The organism is Streptomyces atratus, from assembly GCF_040655115.1.
In the GTDB taxonomy this organism is placed as follows: Bacteria; Actinomycetota; Actinomycetes; order Streptomycetales; family Streptomycetaceae; genus Streptomyces; species Streptomyces atratus_D.
This window is the reverse complement of the sequence record NZ_JBFAJH010000130.1, coordinates 1-2,365: the sequence shown is the minus strand read 5'-3', so window position 1 is coordinate 2,365 and position 2,365 is coordinate 1. Positions and strand designations below refer to the sequence as shown.

Below are 2,365 nucleotides of genomic sequence, written 5' to 3'. Positions count from 1 at the left end.
CCTCCGCCACGCCGGCCGCGACTACCACCGCCCCTTACACGCCCTCGGCCTCACCTGACGAACCCGGACAGATCTCGATCATGCAATGACCCTGGTGTTCAGGCCGGCCAGCGCCCAGCGGATCTGCTGGTGCCATTTCTGGTCGGGGAAGTCCTCTTCGGCCGCGGTGAGTTCGCGGATCAGATGGGCACCGCACAGTTGGTGGGTGCAGTGGGTGTATCCGGCATACAGCGACAGCGAGTCGTGGACCAGGAGGCCTCGGTAGTGCGGCAGGACCCCGCCCAGGTCGGCCCCGGCGCGCGAGCGCGGGGCGAGGTGAAGCAGGGTGAGGAAGTCGGTGCAGGCCACGTGCGGCCAGCGCCGCGTGGCCCCGATGCGGGTGGTCGTCTCGTCCGCGTGCAGCACGTGCCCCAGTACCAGCAGGGCCCGGATCAGGTGCAGGGAGTCCTCGACCAGGTCAGCGGCCTCGGGAAGGAGGGAGGCCACCCAGCCGGTGGAGACCTCGGCTCCGGTCACATCCCGGATCAGGATCGCGGTCAGCTCCACGGGGATGTGCTGGAACACCAGCAGATAGACAGCGAGCGCGCGCAGGTTCGGGCCGTAGGAGGAGGAGATCCGGCGATCTCTTCGGGCATCGGCTCGACGGTCACTGTCCCGCACGCGCACCGGCACCGATGGGCCCGGTGCTCGGTCACCTTCACCGTGGTCAGCGGGATGTCACGGACCTGACGGCGCTCGAAGCCAACACTGTCACCCTTGCCCAGCATCTCCCCGCAGCCCGTACAGGCCGCCGGAACATGGTCCTCGGTGACATCGGGCTTCTCGACCATGGACAGCCCACTGCCATCGGCACCGGGCTGACGTCCCCGTTTGCGCCCGCTCTTGATCTGCGGCTTCTTCTCCGGACGGCCGAAGGTGTCCGAGGACGGCGGCATGGAGGAGTTCCCGGAGTTACGCCCCAGGCGACGCTCCAACTCCGCCACCCGCGCCGTCAACCGCTCGTTGGCCGCGGCCAGTTCCGCCGCCTGAGCCTCCACGGCCGCCACCTGTCGCTGAAGCAGCCCGATCACCGCGAGGAGATCCTCACGCGACGCAGACTCCAGCCCCGACAACATGACCACGGATCCTGCCGCACTTACCCACGGCCTGTCACATCCTTCCCGGAGCGTTTCTCGCGAATCGCGCAGATCGTCGTTGAGGCCGTCTATTCGACGGTGTGCCCGAGCGACGTTGCTTTTGACTCCAGGGAATTCACGGTTGATGGGGCCAACTATCGGGGTTATCCGCCGGACAAAGTTCTCGCGACTGGCCTTGATCTCCCTGATTCTTTCGTCGAGATTCTCGGGATCTCTTTTCAGTGATTTGAGTTTTATTTCTTCAAGTCACGCTTTGAGGTCGTAATCAAAGCTCCACAGCTTGAAGCTGGTGGAAACTCCCGTGACCTCGCCGGAAGCGAGTTGGCCCGATCCTGTAACACCGGTGGCCGTGACTGCCGCTCCAACGTTTTCGCCCTTTGCCCAGCCATGCTCCCATTTCTTATCGAACCCCTGGACGCTTGCTTCAAGATTGTCTAGCCTGTCTTCGACTGTTTTCTTTTCGGTCATGATGCTCCTTTCGGGGGCGGATTGGAGTGGAATGTCCATCGATGCGAGTGTGGGGACATCCTTCTCAGGGTATGGCGAGCGGGTCATTGAGTTGTCGAAGGAGCTTCAGCGGCGTGCTGTTGTGATCGAGGCCTGGGGCTGGGTCGGGAGCTTGGGCTTCGAGGTCATAGGAGTGACAGAGCCGGCCGGGCGGTATACGGAGAGACCGCTCGGTGATTCTGGGATAGGGCGAGAGAAAGGGCATATTCTGCTTGCGCCCGGAGAGTGCGAGGCGGTGCGGATCAGGCGAGGTTGGAAGATGTCCGGACGTTGGAAGGTCAGATTCTTGGACGCGCTGTCCGTGGGCGAGTTTCCTCTGGAGGCCCGAGGCGGGGCGTCGCGACTTTTCACATGCCCCGCTCCGGGGACGAAGCTTGCTGTGGAGTTCGGGGATGGAGGAGGTCGTCTCGCAATCTATAACGAGGCGGGACGTTGTGTGCGGGTGCTGGCAGGGCGCAGTAATCGATTCAAGGATGTGGTCGTCGTGCCCGCGGTAGCGGGCGTTATGGCGGTCGAGGGTGAGGAGCTGAAGTGGGGGGCGATGACTCCTTGGTCGGTAAAGACGCAGGGGTAAGTGTTGATCAAAGCTCCACAGATTGAAGTCGGCGGAATACTCTCGTGCTTCGGTTCAGCCCGGATCCACCGGCTTGATGCCTGTGGATAGCTTCTCCGAAAACGAGGAAGTGCCCTGTGACCTGCGATGATGGGAGTTCTTCACGCTT

The 2,365-nt window shown here is 63.1% G+C and carries 4 protein-coding genes; 1 reads left to right on the top strand and 3 read right to left on the bottom strand.

The genetic code is table 11. From position 1 onward, the window contains the following. Positions 1–78 precede the first annotated feature (78 nt). The 3 genes from AB0I23_RS41365 to AB0I23_RS41355 all read right to left on the bottom strand — a co-directional run bounded on the left by AB0I23_RS41365 (position 79) and on the right by AB0I23_RS41355 (position 1,604). The gene (locus AB0I23_RS41365) at positions 79–564 is read right to left on the bottom strand and encodes an IS66 family transposase (protein ID WP_359118423.1); all 486 of its coding nucleotides are present in this window, start codon (positions 562–564) and stop codon (positions 79–81) included. Continuing rightward, on the bottom strand, positions 537–1,115 hold the full coding sequence (locus tag AB0I23_RS41360; RefSeq protein ID WP_359118422.1) for a DUF6444 domain-containing protein: 579 nt from the start codon (positions 1,113–1,115) through the stop codon (positions 537–539). Before AB0I23_RS41360 ends, AB0I23_RS41365 begins: the two co-directional genes overlap by 28 nt. 267 nt (positions 1,116–1,382) lie before the next feature. Then, a complete protein-coding gene (locus tag AB0I23_RS41355; RefSeq protein WP_359118420.1) occupies positions 1,383–1,604 on the bottom strand; it encodes a hypothetical protein in 222 nt (73 codons plus the stop codon). 31 nt (positions 1,605–1,635) lie between these two features. Here AB0I23_RS41355 and AB0I23_RS41350 point away from each other — a divergent pair, with 31 nt between their 5' ends. Further along, complete coding sequence (locus AB0I23_RS41350; RefSeq protein ID WP_359118418.1) at positions 1,636–2,217, top strand: hypothetical protein; 582 nt, start codon at positions 1,636–1,638, stop codon at positions 2,215–2,217. The last annotated feature ends 148 nt before the right edge of the window (positions 2,218–2,365 follow it).